Annotated in this window: 14 protein-coding genes and 3 pseudogenes; 13 read left to right on the top strand and 4 right to left on the bottom strand. The window is 45.0% G+C overall.

Going from position 1 to position 15,435, the window contains the following annotated elements; translation table 11 throughout:
- From L5M28_RS21370 to L5M28_RS21355, 4 genes and pseudogenes are all read left to right on the top strand, one after another.
- Positions 1-194, top strand: a pseudogene (locus tag L5M28_RS21370) (IS5/IS1182 family transposase); the annotation flags it as partial.
- 54 nt (positions 195-248) lie between these two features.
- Positions 249-632 (top strand): annotated as a pseudogene (locus L5M28_RS21365) (porin); the annotation flags it as partial.
- A gap of 9 nt (positions 633-641) precedes the next feature.
- Positions 642-1,052, top strand: a complete 411-nt coding sequence (locus tag L5M28_RS21360) for a phosphate ABC transporter substrate-binding protein (RefSeq protein ID WP_263204369.1) — start codon at positions 642-644, stop codon at positions 1,050-1,052.
- Between the two features lie 44 nt (positions 1,053-1,096).
- On the top strand, positions 1,097-2,716 hold the full coding sequence (locus L5M28_RS21355; protein WP_168823013.1) for a methyl-accepting chemotaxis protein: 1,620 nt from the start codon (positions 1,097-1,099) through the stop codon (positions 2,714-2,716).
- A 113-nt stretch (positions 2,717-2,829) separates the two neighbouring features.
- On the opposite strand, the gene L5M28_RS21350 is transcribed toward L5M28_RS21355, so the two are convergent.
- On the bottom strand, positions 2,830-4,101 hold the full coding sequence (locus L5M28_RS21350) for an amino acid permease (protein WP_168823082.1): 1,272 nt from the start codon (positions 4,099-4,101) through the stop codon (positions 2,830-2,832).
- Between the two features lie 256 nt (positions 4,102-4,357).
- Between L5M28_RS21350 and L5M28_RS21345 the strand changes: the two genes are divergently transcribed.
- The 3 genes from L5M28_RS21345 to L5M28_RS21335 are packed head-to-tail and all read left to right on the top strand — an operon-like array spanning position 4,358 to position 6,750.
- A complete protein-coding gene (locus tag L5M28_RS21345; RefSeq protein WP_173243577.1) occupies positions 4,358-4,741 on the top strand; it encodes a RidA family protein in 384 nt (127 codons plus the stop codon).
- 24 nt (positions 4,742-4,765) lie between these two features.
- Positions 4,766-6,040 carry a serine dehydratase subunit alpha family protein gene (locus tag L5M28_RS21340; RefSeq protein WP_263204367.1) on the top strand — a complete coding sequence of 425 codons (1,275 nt, stop codon included), beginning with the start codon at positions 4,766-4,768 and terminating at the stop codon, positions 6,038-6,040.
- Positions 6,041-6,090: 50 nt separating this feature from the next.
- A complete protein-coding gene (locus L5M28_RS21335) occupies positions 6,091-6,750 on the top strand; it encodes a transcriptional regulator (protein WP_113939392.1) in 660 nt (219 codons plus the stop codon).
- A 92-nt stretch (positions 6,751-6,842) separates the two neighbouring features.
- Here L5M28_RS21335 and L5M28_RS21330 read toward each other — a convergent pair whose 3' ends face one another.
- Together L5M28_RS21330 and L5M28_RS21325 are read right to left on the bottom strand one after the other, a co-directional pair.
- Positions 6,843-8,417 carry a hypothetical protein gene (locus tag L5M28_RS21330; RefSeq protein WP_263204365.1) on the bottom strand — a complete coding sequence of 525 codons (1,575 nt, stop codon included), beginning with the start codon at positions 8,415-8,417 and terminating at the stop codon, positions 6,843-6,845.
- A gap of 244 nt (positions 8,418-8,661) precedes the next feature.
- Positions 8,662-9,576 (bottom strand): DUF368 domain-containing protein, encoded by a 915-nt coding sequence (locus tag L5M28_RS21325; protein WP_168823005.1) that lies wholly within the window; start codon positions 9,574-9,576, stop codon positions 8,662-8,664.
- 224 nt (positions 9,577-9,800) lie between these two features.
- On the opposite strand from L5M28_RS21325, the gene L5M28_RS21320 reads away from it, so the two are divergent.
- The gene (locus L5M28_RS21320; protein WP_263204363.1) at positions 9,801-10,301 is read left to right on the top strand and encodes a hotdog fold domain-containing protein; all 501 of its coding nucleotides are present in this window, start codon (positions 9,801-9,803) and stop codon (positions 10,299-10,301) included.
- Positions 10,302-10,518: 217 nt separating this feature from the next.
- Here the strand turns inward: L5M28_RS21320 and xapA are convergent.
- Positions 10,519-11,335: pseudogene (gene xapA / locus L5M28_RS21315) on the bottom strand (xanthosine phosphorylase).
- 136 nt (positions 11,336-11,471) lie between these two features.
- Here xapA and L5M28_RS21310 point away from each other — a divergent pair.
- The 5 genes from L5M28_RS21310 to L5M28_RS21290 all read left to right on the top strand — a co-directional run bounded on the left by L5M28_RS21310 (position 11,472) and on the right by L5M28_RS21290 (position 15,398).
- Positions 11,472-12,389, top strand: coding sequence for a LysR family transcriptional regulator (locus L5M28_RS21310; RefSeq protein ID WP_263204361.1), 918 nt, complete (start codon positions 11,472-11,474; stop codon positions 12,387-12,389).
- A 65-nt stretch (positions 12,390-12,454) separates the two neighbouring features.
- Complete coding sequence (locus L5M28_RS21305; protein WP_028761325.1) at positions 12,455-12,892, top strand: nucleoside deaminase; 438 nt, start codon at positions 12,455-12,457, stop codon at positions 12,890-12,892.
- 199 nt (positions 12,893-13,091) lie between these two features.
- The gene (locus L5M28_RS21300; protein ID WP_263204370.1) at positions 13,092-14,276 is read left to right on the top strand and encodes a DUF418 domain-containing protein; all 1,185 of its coding nucleotides are present in this window, start codon (positions 13,092-13,094) and stop codon (positions 14,274-14,276) included.
- A gap of 50 nt (positions 14,277-14,326) precedes the next feature.
- Entirely contained in the window at positions 14,327-14,848 is a 522-nt protein-coding gene (locus L5M28_RS21295) for a DUF1294 domain-containing protein (protein ID WP_263204360.1), read from the top strand.
- Positions 14,849-14,930: 82 nt separating this feature from the next.
- Positions 14,931-15,398, top strand: a complete 468-nt coding sequence (locus L5M28_RS21290) for an Sbal_3080 family lipoprotein (RefSeq protein ID WP_263204359.1) — start codon at positions 14,931-14,933, stop codon at positions 15,396-15,398.
- Positions 15,399-15,435 lie beyond the last annotated feature (37 nt).

Raw genomic sequence — 15,435 nt, 5'->3', positions numbered from 1 at the left:
AGCAGTGGAAAAAACGATATGGTTATCATCGCCGTTCAATCTCAGAAACCGCCATGTACAGGATAAAACAACTGCTAGGAGGCACGTTGAGCATGCGGAATTATAACGCTCAGGTGGGAGAAGCTTACGCGATGATTAGGGCTTTGAACAAGCTTACTGGGCTAGGTATGCCTGAAACCCACTATGTAGCTTGATATTTGAACAATGATGAGAGTTTTGTTCGCTGACTCGATTTAGGAAACAAAGCCATTGGTGGTATTCAGCAGGAATGGAATGGTAACAACCAACGTACGGGTAAGTTTTATGGCCTATCCGTTAATATAGATTATGAGAATTTCCTTTTTTTATCTGAGCTTAACCGCTTAGATCTCGATGGGAGTAATCTAGATACTTATCTTCTCTCGTTCGGCTATCGTATCGATTCAGTGATGCCTTACATTTCCTATTCGGACTTCAATGATGGTGAAGGCGGTGAAGTTCACCATACAAGTTCTGCAGGTATACGTTGGGATTTCCATCCTTCGGCGGCCTTTAAAATTCAGTATGATGACGTTAAAGATGACGGTGGCCCAGGTATGAAAGTCGCAGGGGATTCGAAATCAATCAGTCTTGGCATTGACTTAGTATTTTAGGAGAGAGAAATGAATAAGTTACTTTGCTTAATCCTACTCAGCTTAGTCTCAATGCCACTATTTGCTGGTGTGGTTGTCATCGTTCATCCCAGTAATACAGACACTGTCGACCAAAAGGTTATTGAAAATATTTTTCTAGGGAAAACAAAGACCTTTCCTGGTGGAGCGCAGGCCGTGCCGGTCAATCTTGACAGTGCTATGCCCTTAAGGGAAACATTTGATACTAAAGTGCTGGGCAAGTCATCCAGCCAACTTAAGTCATATTGGTCACAAAAAGTATTTACAGGCAAAGGAACGCCACCCAAGGAAGTCACTAGTGGGGCGGAGATGATAAAATTAGTTGCATCGAACCCCAATATTATTGGCTATATTGATAGTAGTGAGGCCAATGATTCGGTAAAAGTTATTGCCGAGTTTTAGATTGGAGTGCCGAGCTCAAGCTCGGCACAACTTGGGGGCAAGGGATGAATTTCTTTAATGATATTTCTATTTTTAAAAAAGTTATCGCGATATTTATTTTAGCTGTCATCATTTTCGCTTTAAACTTAAGCATTAGTGTCATCTCCATAAATAAAAATCGCACCACACTTAATTATATGGAGCAGCAAGTTTACCAAAGAGTTGAACTCGCCAATCAAAACGTGTTTTTTATCCAACGACTCGATGAACTTTACACTCAATCGGTTTCTTTTGCCGACGAAGACCTGTTAACAAATGCAGGTACTATGTATGAATCTTTACGTAAAAACCTACAACAATTAGATAGTGTCGATCCCTCACAAGCCAATAAACTCAGCAATCTATCCGCTAAATTAACCCGCTATAACGACATGACGATTAAGCTGGCTAAAGGCATGTTGGCGGGTACGATTGATATGGCAAACATTGGCCAGATCAGCCAAGAAAAATCCCAAGCCTATGAAGCTGTACTTAATGAAATACAAGATTACAAACAAAGCAAAGTACTCGAATTTAAACAATCGATAAAAGAAGCTGGCGACAGATCTGCGCAAAGTTTGTGGCTCACCCTCTCCATCGGCATCGCTTTACTGATCGTGATGTTGATTGTCACTATTGCCATTGCACGCGCTATCAGCTCATCTGCGCGTAATGTCGCCCAGTCACTGAGTGAGCTGGCCGATGGAAAAGGCGATCTTAGTCATCAGCTCAAAGTGTCTGGTAGCGATGAACTCGGCCAAGTATCAAGTAACTTCAATCGATTTCTTCGCTTGCTCGGAGATTCTATTCGAAGGGTGGTGAATGTTACCGATCCCTTACTTGATAGCTCGCGCTCACTGAAACAGCGCATGGAAGATGCGACGCATGCCACCCAGCGGCAAAGCCATGATGCCAGCGCAGTACAAGTCTCAATGGAAGACATGCGTCACTCTGTCATCGAAATCTCGCAAAATGCCCGCCAAGCCGCCAGTGCAGCACAGGTCGCGGAGAAAGAAGCGATGCAAGGTATGACAGTCGTTCAGCGTACCATCGATATTTCACAGCAATTAAATACAGGAATTCAGGCGGCTTCTAACTCGATCAACGAGCTCGCCAGAGATACTGAAAATGTCACTTCTATCTTAAATGTGATTACCTCTATTGCCGAGCAAACCAACCTGTTGGCACTTAATGCCGCCATCGAAGCCGCCCGCGCAGGTGAGCAAGGACGAGGCTTTGCCGTAGTCGCTGATGAGGTTCGCGCTCTCGCCTCTAAAACAGCCGATGCAACCACTGAAATTCGCCATGTGTTACAAAACCTTAAAACGGCGGCCATTTCCTCGGTCAATACCATGAATGTGGCGATGTCGAAGTCATCGGAAAATGAAACCAATGCTCAAAATACAGGGAGTGCGCTGAAATCAATTCAACAGCAGATTGTCAGTATCAATAGTATGAATACTCACATCGCCTCGGCAACGGAGGAGCAAGCCTCGGTCGCTTCTCAAGTGGTCGATAACGTCGTCAATATGAACGCTTCATTTGAACAAACATTGCAAATTCTGTCGCAGGTTCGTAATGTTTCTGAGGGATTAGTCGATTTTGCCGATGAACTAAAAAACGCCACATCTCAATTCAAACTTTGACCATAGAGCATTATCGAGATAATTGCTCAAGATAGAGAACCGGTATTGAGTTTACACTTAATACCGGTTTTTTAATTCCTTAAAGCTTATCTTTTTGTACCACTTTATCCGTGTTAACTAAACGCTAAGAAGGGGGATACGCACAGCAATAAGCCTGTGATAATAATGATATACAGCGACACGCCCTTGTACTTATGTAATGCAGGTACTTGGTACACTAAATAAGCGGGTATCAAACAACCCACTAAACCAAAAATTGGACTACAAATCGACGTAAAGCTCAGCACTGGCGCATTCAACACAATCGCGCCCCAAGATAATAGAATGGTAAAAATCATAATGCCGTAACCAACAAGCTTTTTGTTGATACGATCTTCAGGCATATAACGGCGCAGCATGTTCATGGTCAAACCTTGGCAAGCTTCCCTAAAACCGAGATATACGCCAAAGTAAGCCGTCATCACCGCAAAAATATTCAAGGTTAAACTCAGCAATTTAAGTGTTTGTCCCTGCATACCTTGAGCAACCATAGCAAGAGCCGAGATATTTTCTTCCGATGCACGCACAGCCTGATCATGTCCCATTGCTAGGGTGAATGACACGGCATAAAAGAACACCACGACAAACAAGACGCCAAAGGCAATATTCATAGCGCGCATCGCTTTAAAGCGCGCTACCGCAAGGGATTTTTCCCGCGAACGGTATGAAATCACCATAGGGCTTAAACTTTGAATAAACAGAATCGATGTTAGCGTAAAGGGCAGCATAACGACCGCATCTTTTAACCAATCTCCCGTTGCTGGGATAGCGCCGATATTATTGATATCCCATTTATCCACCATCAATAACCCTAGCACGGCGACAACGCCCAACTTAGTCAGTACCATAAAAGTAGAGATCTTAAACAAAAGATTCTCACCGCGGGAGGCTAAAGCAACAAGACCGCAGATCAAGGCTAAACCATAGAAAGGATTTTCTGACAATAACGCTTTGGTGATCCCAAAACTTTGCAAAAATGAAGCACTGTCGTTTGTAATGGCCGTTGAATAAACAAACACCCAAATGACCAACATGATGAAATACAAACCACCCAACAACATACCCCAGTTTTTACCTAAGTAACCCGAAATCACACTCGGGTAATCCTTACATTCTGGAGATTCTGCTAAGGTATTGATAAACAACCGTTGGAACATATACATGGCAGGATAGCCAATAATGCCAGACAGTAAGAAAACCCATAACCCCATCAAACCGACCTGCACAGGCAAGAATACGATCCCCGCGCCAATCGCCATTCCGATACTCATGATAATCCAGCCCCAATCCGTACTATCGAAGCGGGTATCTGCTTTCCACTGTGCAGCAGTAATTGTTGCATCCATCATTTCACCTTTACCTAGTTGGTATTATTTTGTGCAAATATATTTGAACAAAACAAACTCAGCAATCAAAATACTCAACTTTTGTTGAACAAAGAGTCAAAGCTCACAACTTGACTGAAAACGAGATAAATAGCGCACAAACCGCAGTGACAAATGAAATTCATTAAAAAATAATTGCAATAAAACATAAAAATACAAATAATGTTGCACATACGCCGACCTAGGCATTCAATTTTATTTGCAAGTTGGAGAGACAATGAAAACCATTATTCACGCAGAACGTGCTCCCGCGGCCATTGGCCCTTATTCCCATGGCACAGCCTATGGCAACCTCATTTTTACCTCTGGCCAACTCCCTGTTTGTAAAAAGAAAGGCAGCGTAGTTGACGGTGGGATTACTGAGCAATCGATTCAATCATTAGAGAATCTCAAATACGTGCTCGAAGCGGGTGGTGGCAGCTTAGAAACGATTCTTAAAACCACTTGTTATCTTGCAGAGATCAGTGACTTTGCCGCCTTTAACGAAGTGTATAAAACCTATTTTAAAACCGACTGCCCAGCTCGTAGCTGTTTTGCAGTGAAGGACCTTCCACTGGGCGTTAAAGTAGAAGTTGAAGCGATAGCACACGTTAAAATCTAAGCATTAACATAAGGTTGTAAGCTCATGAAACCCCAATGGCAGCAGTATATTCAAATCATTAAACAAGTGGTTAAGCCCGCATTAGGCTGCACAGAGCCCATCGCCGCCGCTTACGCCGCCGCCGTCGCCCGCGCCTTGCTGGGTGTTGAACCCGATTCAATTGCAGTACAAGTGTCTGACAATCTTTATAAAAACTCTATGGGCGTGTTTGTGCCTGGCACAGGCAAAATCGGTCTGGCAATTGCCGCTGCAGCAGGCGCCATTGCGGGTAATCCTGATGCGGGCTTAGAAGTATTGGCCGTGATCACGCCAGAACAAGTCGCTAGAGCACAGGCCCTTATCGATGCGGGCAAGGTGACGGTTGAGCGCACCGAAACAGCAGAATTTATCTATTGTTGTGTCATCGCGAAAAAAGGCGACCGCGAAGCCCTAGTGAAAATCTGCGGCGGCCATACACTGATCGCCGAGAAGCGCCTCAACGGCGAATCCGTCTTCAGTGTCGATAGCACGCAAGCTAAAGCCACTGGTTCCATCTGTGAAGGCGTGGATATCACTATCGAGTCCATTTATCGCTTCGCCGAAGAAGTCCCCTTCGAAGAGATCAAATTCATCCTCGAAGCCTCTGAGCTAAATGGCAAATTATCCGATGAAGGCATGGCGAATCCCTATGGGCTTGAAGTCGGCCGCACCATGAAAAGCGGCATAGCCGCAGGCATTATCGGTGAAGACTTACTGAACAAAATCGTCATGTTAACTGCTGCAGCATCCGATGCTCGCATGGGCGGGGCAAACTTGCCCGCCATGAGTAATCTTGGCAGTGGTAATCAAGGCATAGCGGCAACTATCCCTGTGGTATTGACGGCACAATGCTATAAGGTTTCAGAAGAAAAACTCGCCCGCGCCTTGATTATGAGTCATCTAGGGGCGATTTATATCAAGTCCCATTATCCACCACTGTCGGCATTTTGTGGCAATACCGTCACCAGCGCAGCCGCTTCTATGGCCATGGTATATTTAGCTGGTGGCTCGTTCGAACAATCCTGTTTCGCGATTCAAAACGTGATCAGCGACAGCTCTGGTATGGTATGTGACGGCGCTAAAGCGTCCTGCGCCATGAAGGTTAGCACTTCATCCAGTGCGGCCGTGCGCTCATTTTTGATGGCGCTCAGTAGTCACAATGTCTCAGGCCAAGGTATTATTGCTACCGATGTAGAGAAAACCATTAAAAACATTGGCAAAATGATCCTCAATGGCATGTCATCCACAGATGTCACTATTATCGATATTATGTCGGCATGATGATTTTAACCCGCTGAATATTTGCGGGTTAATAACTAAAGGTTGAAATTGTGAAACTGCAAGATTTAACGCAAAGTGATCTGGATATTCTGAAATCCATCGAAAATATCGTCGATGGCATCGCTGCCATGTATGGCCAACACACAGAAGTGGTATTGCACAGCCTAGATGCGAAACATCCGTCTGTGGTCAAAATTGCCAATGGCCATGTCACAGGCCGTGAAGTGGGTGCTCCAATAACCAACCTTGCCTTGCTCAAGCTCAAAACCGGTCAGGATATTTCCAACTCTTACCTGACTAAATGTGCCAATGGTAAGACGCTAAGATCAATTACGACGGTGATCCGTAACAGTAAAAATCAACCCATAGGGTTACTGTGTATTAACAGCGACATGGATGCACCACTGCAATCAGTTCTGCGCACTATGATGCCAGAGCAACTCCTTGGCAGCGAACTGACCAGCTCGCCCGAAGTGTTTGCCCGCAATATCGATGAAGCGCTCCATAGCACTATCGACAGTGTGAACCATGAGGTTCGCGCGAATCCCGCGATTTCACCTTCACAAAAGAGTCGCGAAATCGTCAATCAACTCCACGAGTTAGGGATTTTCGAACTCAAGGACAGTGCCCAAGTCGCGGCAACTCGATTGGGGATTTCGGTGCATTCGATTTATCGCTATCTGCGGGAAATCAAAGCCAATCAAGCTTAAAGCGAGAAAAAACTCGCCTAAATAGAAAGGGCTAAGGTGTAACTAACCTTAGCCCTTTGGTTTTATTATTTTTGCACTTGTGATTGCGCTTGTTATTGCGCAGCTTGTCCGCTAAAGCCCATCATATTCCATGCCTGCACTGTGCCATCGGCCATTAAGGCAATGGCATCGAGCAAATTGCTGCGAATGTCGCGCATTTGGCTCAAATCAACGGCTTGTTTATCTAATGTTAACGCAGCCTCGCCTCCCATCCACACCGCAATCGAACCATCTTGGCGTTTAACCGTAAACCCTAAGCCTGTCGGGAAAATATCCGTTGCTTGGGTAATTTCAGTTTTGGGTCCAGAGTGGCCATCAACCACAGTGCCATCCTGTTTTAAAAAGGCAAACTCCCGCTCATAGGTCACCACTTTACTCACCTGGGTGACTTCTTGATAACGTGGTTGCTTGTCTACCAAGTCCCAACCTTCCCAAGCAATAGCCGTATTATCCTTGCGTAGCGCGACAAACCCCTCCTCAAAGGGATAAACCTTGTGCACTTTTTGCAACTTATCCTGTAGGACTGATGTATCGGCACCATTGAATTTACTGCCCCATACGTGCAGTTGACGACTGATGGTTAAGGCGGCAAACGCGCCACGATTTGCATAAATATCAATCACTTTATTGGCGCGTTTTGTAGTAGATAAACGCGCTGGAAACGCGACGTGATACTCAGTCAATTCGCCCTCACCCCAGGTATATACGCTGCCATCCGCCAGCAGCGCCGCAAACCCATGATCCGTGTTGACAACTTTCACGGCAGGCGCTAATTGGCTGAGTTTTGCCAGTTGTTCGTGGCCTTTTTGATCATCGCTGACCCCGCCCCAAGACACTAATTTCCCTGTCGCAGTCCTCGCGGTAAAAGCATTATTGTTGGCATAGAGCAGATCGACATGGTTAAGCTCAGAGGCCACGTGGCGACTATCGCCACCATAAGCGGCATCGCCCCAAGTCACTACTGCTCCCCCCAGCTTTAAGGCAGCAAAGGCACCTTTATTAATCAACACAAAATCAATATTGGTCATCGCAGGCGCAGCATATTGACCCGAGAGCAGTTCGGCTGGTGTTGAATCCAGATTAGACCAACTGACTACACTACCATCTTGTTTGATGGCCGCATAAAGCCCTTCTGCCAACACAAAAGAACGAACGCCTGTCAGCACTTGCTTCATCCCCATCCCCCAAGGGATAAGTTTGTCATCACGGGTTAAGGCCGCAAAACCACAGGTATTCTCCGCCGCGTATAACTCTTTTACATTGACCAGAGGCTCTGCGGCATTATTGATATCGCCACCACATTCAGCATCGCCCCATGCCACCACAGTACCGTCTTGCTTGAGTGCCGCAAATGCACTGAGATTACTGTAGATTTGACTCACTTGGGCTAACTGGGCAGGCATAGGGATTTTGGTAGAATCGTCGACCACCTCAAGATTGCTCGGGATGGACGTTAATGAATTATTCGCGGTGGATGGTGATCTGTGAGCCAAGATCGTGTCAGAAATTTGCTGTTTTAATTCGGGCGATATATCAGAATCCTGTTTATCTATGAGTAAGTTAACCACATGACCCAAAGCAAAAATCGCCAGCGCTACACCGCCCCACGAGACCTGTTTTTTATCCACAAGTATATCCTTATCGTAACTGCAAACTCTCACTGAGTTTAAACTGGAACATAACGTCGACTGTCGACTGAGTACGCTAAATGTGAACTGTGATTGTAACCAAAACAGGGCTAAAATGACATTGCCCTAAAGTCGAAATAAAGTCGAAAGCTGGCCTGATTCAAGTAAGATAAGCATATGAGCAAAAAATAAAAGCAGCGTATCTCGCTGCTTTTATTGGATATGATGTTGAGGTAACAAAGGGCTAATCTCTTTTGCCCACTTTCTCTAACCCCCAAACCAGTGCAATCGCCGCTAACATACACACAATGGCGAACAGCAGTTGTGAAGGCTGACCCGTTACTTGCTCAAAATTAAGCGGGGAAATATTTTGCTCCAGCAAAGGTACTTGTTCGCCGTGGGAGTTGGTCCGCCAAGTTAAGATTTCTTTCCATGGCCAAATTTTACCTAAGGTACCTAACATTAATCCGGTTAGAAACACGATAGTGGCATCATGGTATTTACGCAGCAGCGCCGACAATAAATGGCTGAACGTCAGTAATCCCATCACGGCACCAGCAGCAAAACAGGCCAAAATATCCAGCTGAATATTTTTAGCAGCAGCGAGGACCACAGGATATAAGCCTAACAATAATAAGATGAAACTGCCTGAAATTCCCGGCAATACCATAGCGCAAATCGCAATCGCGCCGCCGAAAAAGATATTCATGTAACTGGCTTCTACCGCGACCGGATTCAGCACAGTAATCGCCCATGCAGCCAGCACACCAAGCGCAAATAACCCTAAACGTGCTACAGTGAAACCACTCACTTGCTTAAGCATATGCACGACAGAGATAAGAATAAGCCCAAAAAAGAACGACCAGATCGGGATGGGATGTACCGCCAACAACCAAGAAATCAGCTTCGCAAAGGTAAAAATACTGGTCAGGATCCCCGCCAGCAGACTCACTAAAAAACCACCATTAATATGGGCAAATGCCCCTTTTATGCCCTGCGACTTGATTACGCCCCAAAGGGAAGGATTAATGCGTTTTACACTATCGAGCAAAGTATCGAGAATACCGGTAATAAACGCTATGGTGCCGCCCGAAACGCCAGGCACAACATCAGCAGCGCCCATGGCCATTCCCTTAAAATACGTCAGCAAATATTTCACTGTGAGTCCTTGTAGTTAAATCAACATACCATTGCCGCTACACGACAAATTGGCCGCAATTATACGGTGTTACACTTAAAACCGCGAAATGAAGTTTACTTAATTAAGCCGACTGGTATTTGTTGTTATCCTAATGTTACACTCATCCGACCAGAGCAACCCAAGCTCAACTTGGAACAGGCTCAAAATAACAACACCCCTTTGCACCATTATTAAGGATAACCATGAGCCAGACAGACTCTTCTAGCACTGCAGAACAAAAACCTAATAAAGTGCTCGCGCTCTACCACAAAACTCGCCGTTATCCATTCGGCCAAAAACTGTTTTCAATCATGGTTGCACGCATGGCGCCCTATTTCGGCACAATCAAACCACTGATCACTGAATTACGCCTTAATCATTGCGCCTGTTTAATTAAAAAACGCCATGCCGTTCATAATCATATAAAAACTGTGCATGTGATTGCGATTTGTAATGGTCTAGAAATGGCCATGGGCGTGATGGCCGAAGCCTCTATTCCAAAACATTTACGTTGGATACCTAAGGGCATGAGTTTGGATTATACGGCTAAAGCAGGCAGCGATATTTTATGTGTCGCCGAAGTGACCCCAGAGCAATGGACTCCTGGCGATATGCTGGTCCCCGTTACCGCCTACGACACCCAAGGAGTGGTTGTTGTGAAAGGACATATCAAATTGTGGATTTCAGAAAAACCGCAAAAATAAACGATTTGAATCAAGACTTACACTTAATGTCAGCATTTAAAAAGGGAGCTTTTCTCCCTTTACTTTTTAACCTCCCGCCGTATTTCGCAAAAACATTCGGAGAACTGAATTGTACGGCGCCTTACTCACGTAAAAGTACGAACTTTTAAATCTGTTCTTTTAAATCCGAAATGCTTAAATACGAGCTATTAAAATAGCAGCCCAGTGATGCAAAATATTAAGCAAAATGGCTTGCAGTAAAACGCTCAATTAAACGGATAAAGTCGGCTTCAGCAAGCTTGGCACACTTTAAGGTTTGTTCATGGGATAACTGCACGTCCCCCAATCCTTCTGCCATATTGGTAATAGCGCACACAGCCAACACGGGCAAACCACAATGCGCCGCCGAAATCACCTCTGGCACCACGGACATTCCCACTACATCGCCACCGATGATTTGCATCATGCGGATTTCAGCCGCGGTTTCAAAACACGGGCCAGAGTAAGACACAAAGACCCCTTGATTCACTTCAATGCCTGCAGCTTTTGCGACACTTAAGGCTTCTGATCTCAGGTCTTTATCATAAGCATTGGCTAGGCTAAAAAAGCGTGGACCGTAGTTATCATCATTTGCGCCCGTCATGGGCGTACCCGGCATAGTATTAATGTGATCGCTGAAAATCACTAATGATCCCACGCCGATCCGCTCTGGCCGTAATGACCCCGCAGCGTTAGTCACGAGTAACAATTCACACCCTAAACGTTTGAAAGTACGCACAGGCGTCGTCATCACCTTCATGCTTTGATGCTCGTAAAAATGCCCGCGGCCTTTCATGCACACTATATCGATGCCATGTAAGCTGCCGAGCACGAGCTCTCCCGAGTGACCGACGACGGTACTCACAGGAAACTTCATAGGGGATCACCACTTTATTATCTAAATTATCGGCAAACGCGCCAAGCCCTGAGCCCAAAATCATAGCAGCGCGGGGAGAGAAATTCGGTTTACGGGCACGAATCGTCGCAAGGGCATTAATAACGGGATCATGGCTCATACAAGGTACCTCATAGCAAGGGAATGAAAGAGTAAGCGACCCTCAGTATAAGCGGGCTTAAGGTTGCAAATAATCGCGATTAATCGCACTATTGTGCTGATAAAAATGACAATAACTAGAAAATGGTGAGCCTAAGATGAGCAAGATAAACGCACCTGAACTCGTCACCTTGAAGATGCTGCGGTATTTCCATCGAGTGGCTGAAGTGAAAAACTTTACCGCTGCCGCCGAGCAACTGCATTTATCGAAATCTCCGCTGAGCGCACAAATCAAAGAGTTAGAATCGCTCCTTGGCGTTGAGCTGTTCACCCGCAGCACTCGTCAGGTCGAACTCACGCCCTATGGCCAATTGTTAAGAGAGAAGTGCGAACAAATATTCGAGCTGGTGAATACCTCATTGGAACAAGTGGCTCAGCTTGGGCGACTCGATAGAAACCATATTCGGATTGGCATCATGAGCTCGCTGTTTTGGATGGGATTTGGTGACATACTGAAAAGCTTTCGCAAGCAATGCCCTGATAATGAGCTGATATTTCAAGAATTATCACCTGAAACTCAAAAAGTCGCCTTAGCACATCAAGAAATCGATTTTGGCCTAGTGCGCTACGCCGACACCTTAAATTTGCCGCACCTTCTCGCCGAAACCATCACCAGCGAACCTATGGTGTTAGCACTGGCAAGTAAGCATCCCTTAGCCAGACGTAAAAGCATCGACTTGAGTGAACTCAAAGATGAGCCTTTTACCTTACTCAGCCGTGCCAATTCCGCCTCTAGCGATTTGATTATCGCCAGCTGTCAGGCCGCAGGATTTATGCCGCAATTAGTACAGGAAATGGTCGAGCCCAATAGCTTGATGGCCATCATCGCTGCCGATAACAGGGTATCCATAGTGCCGCAAAGTTATGCTTCACAACCTTGGCCTAGGGTAAAGTTTATTAAGTTAAAACAAACCATCTCCGCCGATATCTGCCTGATTTATCGGCCAGAAATGGCTTCGCTGCCAATTCTCGATAGCCTGAGGGACTTATTGAAGCAACAAATCAAAACCATTTAGATTGTCTCCCAAACGAGTGCTATGCTGAGTGCAATACTCAGGGTTCATATTTTAAGGATATCAAGATGGATGAATTTTTAGCGGCAGCCATTGAAGAAGCTAAGCAAGGACTCGCCGAGGGCGGCATCCCCATTGGTTCGGTATTAGTGATCGATGGCAAAATCGTCGGGCGCGGCCACAATAAACGGGTACAAAAAGGCAGTTCAGTACTGCATGCCGAAATGGATTGTCTCGAAAATGCCGGCCGATTTAGCGCCGCCGAGTACCAAAGGGCGACCTTGTATTCCACCCTATCGCCCTGCGATATGTGCAGCGGCGCAGTATTACTTTATGGTATACCTAAAGTCATCGTCGGTGAAAACGCTACCTTCCAAGGGCCTGAGGCCTATGTAAAATCCCGCGGTGTGGATGTCACTGTGGTCGATAATGCTGAGTGCAAACAATTGATGCAGGACTTTATCGCCAGTAATCCCACACTCTGGAACGAAGATATCGGCGAGTAATGGTTCGACAGTCTTCTCAATCCGTTTCTGCTTTTTTGTATTTCACTTTTTACGTTGGCGCTATTTCACTTTCTACCTTTCCTCTATTTTACTTTTTGTGTTGGCTGTATTTTATTGGAGGCTAGCGCCTGCTAGGCTAGCCCTCCCAAATCCCAGTGAAAAGTGAAACATGTCTACTAGCGAAAGGAACTCAGCTAACGTGCCAGAAAACTTACCTAAAGACCCTTGGTCAAGATCAGACTCCACACAGCCAGTTATAATGACGATACCCGCACAGCGTAATGCCAACCTCGATGCTATTCGCGGCTTAGCTGTGTTGGGGATATTTTTTATGAATATCTATTTTATGGGCATTACTTTTTTTGGCTATGCGCCCCATGAAACACAGCCGCTGTCGGATCACATTATCAAAGTGTTCAGTAACTTTTTCATCGAGGCACGCTTTATCAGTCTGTTTTCCATCTTGTTTGGTGTCGGGCTTTTTATTCAATATCAGCGATTTAGCGCCAAAGGCCTAGAAGCTTATTCCCTACTGCGATCACGTTTAAAATGGTTAATTGTATTTGGCCTACTCCACGGCATTTTTATTTGGTCAGGTGATATTTTATTCACCTATGGCATCAGCGGATTTTTAGCTTTGTGTTACAAAGATTTAAGTGTTGAAGCCCTTAAGCGCAAAGCGAATATTTTTATTTTAAGCGCCTTAGTTATCATCACGCTGGTTAGCCTTACGGGCAGCGATGAACCTTTCACTCGAGAATCGAGTCTATTTGCAGAGCAATACAGTGCATGGACCTCAGGCTATGCCGACCAACTGTTACTGCATTTGATGCAAGTTGGCTATATGGCACTGGTGATCCCTTTTACCATAATGTGGTTTACGGCTGGCTTGATGTTGCTCGGTATGGCTTTGTATCAACAGGGGATTTTTGAGCAAGGTTTTAGCAAATCGGTACTGGTGAAGTTAGTGCTAGCAAGCGTAACGCTATCACTGCTTGATACCATCTTAGGTTTAACGAAAAATACCATTCTCGTTGCGTTTTCAGATGTGTTAATCATGCTAAGTGCTATTCCTATGGCGCTGATTTACATCCATATTATAGTTAAAGTTTGCCAGAATAATCCTAATATACTGACTCCGCTGCAAAATGTTGGCAAACTCGCGTTTAGTCTCTATATTCTGCAATCCATCGTTGGCGTGTTAGTGTTTAGACACTTAGCTCCCGAATTGCTATTGAGCTTAGATAGATGGGGATACATGGCCATGGCGCTGGTTTATTCAGTAGTGCAATTACTGTTAGCCAGCCTGTACTTACACTATTTCAAGCAAGGGCCGCTAGAGAAACTGTGGCGCCACCTCGCATTTAAAAAATACACGGCATAACAAGAACACAAGCAAGCTTAAAAACACTGACACGAGATTGATACCAGATAATGACAAACAAAAAACCTGCCAAAACGGGCAACAGCGCTTCACCTCAAACCAATCGCTCGCAAAAGAGTCGAGCACAAAGCGGTCGCGCTCAGAACAGTCGCACACAGAACAATCGCGCCCAAAGTAGCCGCACTCAAAAATCCAATACAGCCGCTTCAGGCTCAAGCCTTATGCCGCTGTTATTGGTAGTGATTTTTCTTGCTGGCTTAATCGGCGCAGCGCAGCAACATATGCTGCCAGTCGGGATTGCGGGCATGTACCTCACACTGAGCCTGCTCACCTTTATCGCCTATGCCATCGATAAATCCGCCGCTAAACGTAACAAATGGCGAACTAAAGAAAGCACATTACATCTGCTCGCCCTCATGGGCGGTTGGCCAGGCGCTCTATTTGCCCAAAACCTGTTAAGACACAAGTCCATTAAAGCCTCATTTAGAAACGTCTTTTGGCTCACCGTTGTCGCCAACTTAGCCGTGCTGGGTTATGGCATAAAAACTGGCGCCGTAGATATGTTTATCTAGCAAGCAATGGATTCTATGAAAATCAAAAGTTTGTCACTAAAACGCTTTAACTTATTTTAATATAAAAACAAAAGGTTAAATTATGAAAAAATTTTTAGTTGCAGTTTTGGGTGTTGCAATACTATCGGGTTGTGCCGCACCTCGCTATACAGCAAAACCAATAGAAACAAATACTAAGAATGTAGAAATAGTCATTATTAAGGATAAAGAAACACGTGACGGCTTCCAAGAAACAATGGAGACATGGCTAAAAGCAAATAATTACACCTACACAGTGCAGCCTGATGGTTCTAAACATGATTTAAATAAACTCACATTAGAATATGAAGGTAATTGGACTTGGGACTTGGCATTATATTTAAAAAGCGCTGAAATTAACGCATTTCAGAATGGCCAAAGAGTTGGCAGTGTTAAGTTTCAAGTACCCTATACTGCGAACCCGAGTAAGTTTGGTAATGCTGCGAATCGTATTAGCTATATGATGTCAGCTCTATTTGGTCAAATCACCGCTGATGAAGCAACAAAAAAAGTAAATGGTTCAAGCGATTAATAGCATTGAAACCTTAACTAAAAAACAGGGTAATCAT

It is taken from the genome of Shewanella sp. SW32, from assembly GCF_025653365.1.
Classification (GTDB): domain Bacteria; phylum Pseudomonadota; class Gammaproteobacteria; order Enterobacterales; family Shewanellaceae; genus Shewanella; species Shewanella oncorhynchi.
This window is presented reverse-complemented; position numbering and strand designations above follow the sequence as displayed.

Coding starts and splice junctions, on each gene's coding strand:
- L5M28_RS21360 (WP_263204369.1), top strand. CDS start 642: ATGAATAAGTTACTTTGCTTAATCCTACTCAGCTTAGTCTCAATGCCA.
- L5M28_RS21355 (WP_168823013.1), top strand. CDS start 1,097: ATGAATTTCTTTAATGATATTTCTATTTTTAAAAAAGTTATCGCGATA.
- L5M28_RS21350 (WP_168823082.1), bottom strand. CDS start 4,101: ATGGATGCAACAATTACTGCTGCACAGTGGAAAGCAGATACCCGCTTC.
- L5M28_RS21345 (WP_173243577.1), top strand. CDS start 4,358: ATGAAAACCATTATTCACGCAGAACGTGCTCCCGCGGCCATTGGCCCT.
- L5M28_RS21340 (WP_263204367.1), top strand. CDS start 4,766: ATGAAACCCCAATGGCAGCAGTATATTCAAATCATTAAACAAGTGGTT.
- L5M28_RS21320 (WP_263204363.1), top strand. CDS start 9,801: ATGAGCCAGACAGACTCTTCTAGCACTGCAGAACAAAAACCTAATAAA.
- L5M28_RS21310 (WP_263204361.1), top strand. CDS start 11,472: ATGAGCAAGATAAACGCACCTGAACTCGTCACCTTGAAGATGCTGCGG.
- L5M28_RS21305 (WP_028761325.1), top strand. CDS start 12,455: ATGGATGAATTTTTAGCGGCAGCCATTGAAGAAGCTAAGCAAGGACTC.
- L5M28_RS21295 (WP_263204360.1), top strand. CDS start 14,327: ATGACAAACAAAAAACCTGCCAAAACGGGCAACAGCGCTTCACCTCAA.
- L5M28_RS21290 (WP_263204359.1), top strand. CDS start 14,931: ATGAAAAAATTTTTAGTTGCAGTTTTGGGTGTTGCAATACTATCGGGT.